This window comes from Flavobacterium sp. FPG59 (assembly GCF_002150205.1).
GTDB lineage: Bacteria > Bacteroidota > Bacteroidia > Flavobacteriales > Flavobacteriaceae > Flavobacterium.
In genome coordinates, this window is the sequence record NZ_MTCA01000187.1 from 1 (window position 1) to 5,995 (window position 5,995).

The following is a 5,995-nucleotide window of genomic DNA, read 5'->3' on the forward strand; positions in this document are numbered from 1 at the left end:
TATTTATTTTTATTTCCTCCTGTGGAGTAAAGCAAACCCAAAATGCATTAAGCTCAGGTAATTATGATCAAGCAATAGATAATGCTATTTCAAGTTTAAGAAGTAACAAGGATAAAAAAGGAAAACAAGATTACGTTTATCTCCTGGAAGAGGCTTTCGCCAAAGCTAAAGATAGAGATCTCAACTATATTAACTTGTGGACTAAAGAAAATAATCCTGCTCAGCTAGAAAAAATTTATAACACCTATGTACAATTAAATCAAAGACAAGAAAATATAAAACCCATTTTACCTTTAAAATTGTTAAACGAAGGTAGAAATGCCATCTTTCCCTTTGATGATTATAGTGATAAAATTGTAAGTAGTAAAAATGCACTAGCCGCTTATTTATACGTAAATACAAAGAAATTAATGGTGTCTAATGATAAAATGAATTTTAGAAAAGCATTTAATGACTTGAATTATCTCAACCAGATCAATCCAAACTATAAAGACGTTTTAAAATTAATGGATGAAGCAAAATTTAAAGGCTGTGATTTTGTTTCGGTTACTACAAAAAATGAGACAAACATGATCATCCCAGCACGTTTGCAAAATGATTTGTTAGATTTTAGCACTTTTGGATTAAATGATGCTTGGACAGTTTATCACAACAACAAACAAAAAGGTATTGTTTATGATTATGGAATGGTCATCAATTTTAGAGATATTTTTATTTCACCAGAACAAGTTAAAGAACGCGAATTTGTTAAAGAACGAGTGATAAAAGACGGTGTAAAAAAACTAATTGATGCTAATGGTAAAGAGGTTCTAGATGAAAAAGGAAAAGTAGTAATGGTTGACGATTTAAAAACGGTAACCGCCAGAATTTATGAATTCAGACAATTTAAATCTTCGCAAGTTACAGCTAAAATAGATTACGTTAATCTAAGAACCAATCAACTAATTCAAACATTTCCTTTGACAAGCGAGTTTGTTTTTGAAAATATTTATGCTACATGTAATGGAGACAGACGCGCCTCGGACGATAACTATTTTGCGTATTTTGACAGAAAACCTGTTATGTTTCCTAACAGCGAACAAATGATTTATGATACTGGTCAAGATCTAAAAGCAAAAATTAAAAACATTATTACTCAAAATAGATTTAGAAACTAACCTTTATAAATCTTTCATTAAAACTCCTAGAGCACTACGTTCTAGGAGTTTTTTTTTTTAAAATAACACAATAGTTACATAATTTGTTACAAATAAAAATTAAATAGTTGAAATTCAAAAAAAAATGTACTTTTGCAGCTGTGAATAATACAATCGTACATATAACTTCTTTGTCACGGACAAACATGCTAACCGCTTCACCCGAAGTACGGACACTATAACTATAGTTTCCTAGAGCTGTTTCTCATTTATTCATACTTTCATTTTTTTTGTTTTGACATTATCAAACTCTATTGGATTATTATATCCTTTATTTTTTATAGTTTTTACTGTATTTTATTGTAAATCAAAATACTACATCTATTCTTTAGATTTTAGTGCAAATTCATATTGCCTAAAATTCATTTTAGCTTTTAATCAAAAATCATTTTATAACATCCAAATTCTACTTTTGAAATGAACATTTCCATTGTCACAACTCAGGAAGAGCACTACAAATATGCGCAAGAAATATGTGAAACAATAGAATTATCAGCACTTTTAAGAGGTACTGGTATTGCTAAAAGAACGCCTGAGTATATCCAGAAAAAAATGGAGACTCAAGACGCCGTTATTGCACTAGACAACGGGAAATTTGCAGGTTTTTGTTATATCGAGAGTTGGCAACATGGCCAGTTTGTAGCACATTCTGGCTTGATCGTTCATCCTGATTACAGAAATCTTGGTTTGGCAAAAAAAATAAAGTCGTTTGTGTTTGATTACTCGCTAAAAAAATATCCTGAAGCAAAAGTTTTTGGGATTACAACAGGCTTAGCAGTAATGAAAATAAATTCTGATTTGGGATATAAGCCAGTTCCTTTTTCAGAGCTTACCAATGATCCAAGCTTTTGGAAAGGTTGTCAAACCTGCACTAATTATGAAATTTTGAAAAGCAAAGACAACAAAATGTGCTTGTGTACAGGCATGCTATATGATCCAAATGAAAAACCAAAAGACCCACCAAAACATCCTTTCAATGTCCGGATTTGGAACCGTTTGAAGAAAATAAAACAAGCGGTATTTTTAGATAAATAAACCCCCTACTTGAAGGGACGTGAGCCAAGACATAGAAAAAAAATTACATAAAAGAACATTCCCTTTTGCCAGTATTGGCACCCTCTCCTTCGGAGGGCTGGGGGAAGAAAAAAAATGAAAAAAATGAAAAAAGTAGTATTAGCATATAGTGGAGGTCTTGATACTTCCTACTGCCTGAAATATTTAAAAAACGAAAAAGGATTTGAAGTTCACACAGTCCTTGTAGATACTGGTGGATTTACTGCTGAAGAGCTAGAAAGTATAACAACAAGAGCGTATGAACTTGGAAGTGCAAAACACACCAATCTTACCATTGTAGATAAATATTATGATAAGGCCATCAAGTATTTAATTTTTGGAAATGTATTAAAAAACAACACTTATCCACTTTCTGTAAGTGCTGAACGTGTTTTTCAAGCCATAGAAGCCATTAAATATGCAAAATCTGTTGGTGCAAGTGCTATTGCACACGGAAGTACTGGCGCTGGTAATGACCAAATTCGTTTTGATTTAATTTTCCAAACCATTGCACCCGAAATTGAAATCATCACTCCTATTCGAGATTTGAAATTATCAAGACAGGAAGAAGTAGATTATTTAGCAAAAAACGGAGTTTCATATTCTTGGGAAAAAGCACAATATTCCATTAACAAAGGATTGTGGGGAACAAGTGTGGGCGGAAAAGAAACTTTAACATCACATCAAGCACTTCCTAGCGAAGCTTATCCATCTCAATTGGTAAAAGAGGGCGCAGAAAAAGTAACATTAGAATTTTCAAAAGGGGAATTAATTGCTGTAAATGGTATAAAAGACAAACCATCAGCTAATATAGTTACTCTTGAAAAACTGGCTAATGCCTACGCAATTGGCAGAGACATTCACGTAGGTGACACCATTATTGGGATTAAAGGAAGAGTAGGTTTTGAAGCTGCCGCACCTTTAATCATCATCAAAGCGCATCATTTATTAGAGAAACACACACTTGGAAAATGGCAGCAATACTGGAAAGAACAGTTAGGCAACTGGTACGGAATGCTGTTTCATGAAGGACAATTTCTTGACCCTGTGATGAGAAATATCGAAACTTTTTTGCAAGACACCCAACATACTGTCAACGGAAAAGTGACCGTTACACTAAAACCCTATCATTTTTCGCTGGACGGAATCGAATCTGAAAATGATTTAATGAATACTAGTTTTGGACAATACGGAGAAATGAACAATGCATGGACCTCTGATGATGCCAAAGGATTTATCAAAATTCTTGGAAATGCTCAAAACATATTTTCATCAGTAAATAAGGAAACTTACGAATAATAAGTAGCGTTTTTTAAGGAGCAGAAATATTTTGCATTTCCAGAAACATCGTCCCGCTTTACGCTGCAATCTTTTCCTTTAAAAAAAGGAAAAGGATTTCCACTACAATCGGGGCTAGAGAGAAAAATAGTGCTTTTTTTGAAACATAAAAAAATGCAATATCAAATCATTGAAAATCAGTTAAATCTGCGCCAAAAAAAATAATTCGAAAAAATAAAAATTATGATTACTATCGGTATAATAGGTGGTTCAGGATATACAGCAGGAGAATTAATTAGAATTCTAATGTTTCATCCTCACGCAACCATTGATTTTGTTTTCAGCACAACAAATGCTGGAAAGCCACTTTCTGTGGCGCACCACGATTTACTTGGTGATATTGAAATGAATTTTACCGATACCGTGAATCCAAATGTGAATGTGGTTTTCTTGTGTTTAGGTCATGGAAAATCAAAATCAATTTTAGAACAAAATCAATTTGCAAGTCATACCAAAATCATCGATTTAGGAAATGATTTCAGATTGACAAAAGACAAAGATTTCGATAACAAATCCTTTGTTTATGGCTTACCTGAATTGAACAAAGCAGCCATTAAAAACGCTCAATTTATAGCTAATCCAGGTTGTTTTGCAACAGCAATTCAGTTGGCATTATTACCTTTGGCGAAAGCCGGAATACTCACAACCGATGTTCATATCAATGCCACAACAGGAAGCACAGGAGCCGGAGTTACCCCTTCAGAAACGACACATTTTAGCTGGAGATCAAACAATATGTCGCATTACAAAGCTTTTGAACACCAACATCTAGGGGAAATAAACCAAAGTATCCAACAATTACAAGCGGGTTACGCAAACGAATTGATTTTTGTACCCAACAGAGGTGATTTTGCCAGAGGAATATTCGCCACATTATACACAACAATCGAAGATAGTCTGGAAGATTTAGTAGCAAAATATGAGACTTATTACCAAGACCAACCTTTTGTAACGGTTACTACTACAGGAATCAACATGAAACAAGTGGTGCAAACAAATAAATGCATTATTAGTTTAATGAAAAAAGGAAACCGGTTATTGATAACTTCTGTAATCGATAATTTAACAAAAGGAGCTTCAGGACAAGCCATACAAAACATGAATTTAATGTTTGGATTAGATGAAACCACAGGATTGCATTTGAAACCATCCGGATTTTAAAAATTTGTTTCAAGTTTAAAATTTAAGGTTGCACTCGTAACTTGAAACTTTAAACTTTAAACCATTTAAACAAAAAAAGAAAATGAACTTATTTGACGTTTACCCATTATACAGCATCACTCCAGTAAAAGCGCTAGATTACACTATTACTGACGAAAACGGAGTGGAATATTTAGATTTATACGGCGGTCATGGCGTAATTTCCATTGGACACACCCAACCAGATTATGTCACAGCCTTAAAAAAACAATTAGACAACATCAGTTTCTATTCAAATGCTATTCAGAATCCACTGCAAGTTGAATTAGCCCAAAAGTTAGGGAAACTTTCAGGATTAGAGGACTACACTTTATTCTTGTGTAGTTCTGGAGCTGAAGCCAATGAAAACGCTTTGAAATTGGCCTCGTTTCACAACCATAAATCGCGAGTAATTGCTTTTGAGAATTCCTTTCATGGTAGGACTTCGGCAGCAGTAGCAGTCACTGACAATAAAAAAATTGTGGCGCCAATCAATGCACAACAAATAGTTACTTTTTTACCATTAAACAATATTGAATTGGTTGAAAACGAACTCAAAAAAGGCGATGTCTCTTCGGTAATAATAGAGGGTATTCAAGGAGTGGGAGGCTTAGACCAAGGTACCACAGAATTTTTTCAGGATTTAGAAAAAATATGCGCAACTCATGATGTTGTTTTAATTTTAGACGAAGTACAATCCGGATACGGAAGAAGCGGAAAGTTTTTTGCACATCAACATCATGATATCAAAGCCGATATAATTTGCTTGGCAAAGGGAATGGGGAATGGTTTTCCTATAGGTGGGATTATGATTTCTCCAAAATTCACAGCTAGTTACGGATTATTAGGAACTACTTTTGGAGGAAACCATCTAGCTTGTGCAGCCGGAATTGCAGTTTTGGATGTCATGGAAAAGCAACAATTAATGGATAATGTAAATGACGTTTATGCCTATTTTCTAGAAGCTATCAAACAAATCCCAGAAGTAATTCAAGTTAAAGGAAGAGGATTGATGTTGGGAGTAGAATTTGATTTTGACGTAAGTTCACTTCGTAAAAAAATGATTATCCACAAACATATTTTTACTGGAAATGCAAACAACAAAAACTTACTGCGAATTTTACCTCCTTTAACAATAACAAAACCAGCAATCGACTTGTTTATAAAAGCCTTACAAGAAGCTTTAGTCGAGATAAAATAGTATAAAGTAATACTATTTGTAATAGTAC

Annotated in this window: 5 protein-coding genes; all 5 read left to right on the forward strand. The window is 33.7% G+C overall.

Translation table 11 applies throughout. The features are described 5' to 3' along the window. A partial coding sequence (locus FPG59_RS13005) for a hypothetical protein (RefSeq protein WP_369596819.1) occupies positions 1-1,157 on the forward strand: 1,157 nt, incomplete at its 5' end. A gap of 456 nt (positions 1,158-1,613) precedes the next feature. Next, complete coding sequence (locus FPG59_RS13010) at positions 1,614-2,231, forward strand: GNAT family N-acetyltransferase (protein WP_086455018.1); 618 nt, start codon at positions 1,614-1,616, stop codon at positions 2,229-2,231. Between the two features lie 123 nt (positions 2,232-2,354). Further along, positions 2,355-3,548 carry an argininosuccinate synthase gene (locus FPG59_RS13015; RefSeq protein ID WP_086455022.1) on the forward strand — a complete coding sequence of 398 codons (1,194 nt, stop codon included), beginning with the start codon at positions 2,355-2,357 and terminating at the stop codon, positions 3,546-3,548. A 222-nt stretch (positions 3,549-3,770) separates the two neighbouring features. Beyond that, complete coding sequence (gene argC / locus FPG59_RS13020; protein WP_086455019.1) at positions 3,771-4,748, forward strand: N-acetyl-gamma-glutamyl-phosphate reductase; 978 nt, start codon at positions 3,771-3,773, stop codon at positions 4,746-4,748. Between the two features lie 82 nt (positions 4,749-4,830). After that, positions 4,831-5,967 (forward strand): aspartate aminotransferase family protein, encoded by a 1,137-nt coding sequence (locus FPG59_RS13025; protein ID WP_086455020.1) that lies wholly within the window; start codon positions 4,831-4,833, stop codon positions 5,965-5,967. Positions 5,968-5,995 lie beyond the last annotated feature (28 nt).

What these genes read in the sequence shown, in the direction of transcription:
- FPG59_RS13025 (WP_086455020.1), top strand. Translation starts at nt 4,831, where the DNA reads ATGAACTTATTTGACGTTTACCCATTATACAGCATCACTCCAGTAAAA.
- argC (WP_086455019.1), top strand. Translation starts at nt 3,771, where the DNA reads ATGATTACTATCGGTATAATAGGTGGTTCAGGATATACAGCAGGAGAA.
- FPG59_RS13015 (WP_086455022.1), top strand. Translation starts at nt 2,355, where the DNA reads ATGAAAAAAGTAGTATTAGCATATAGTGGAGGTCTTGATACTTCCTAC.
- FPG59_RS13010 (WP_086455018.1), top strand. Translation starts at nt 1,614, where the DNA reads ATGAACATTTCCATTGTCACAACTCAGGAAGAGCACTACAAATATGCG.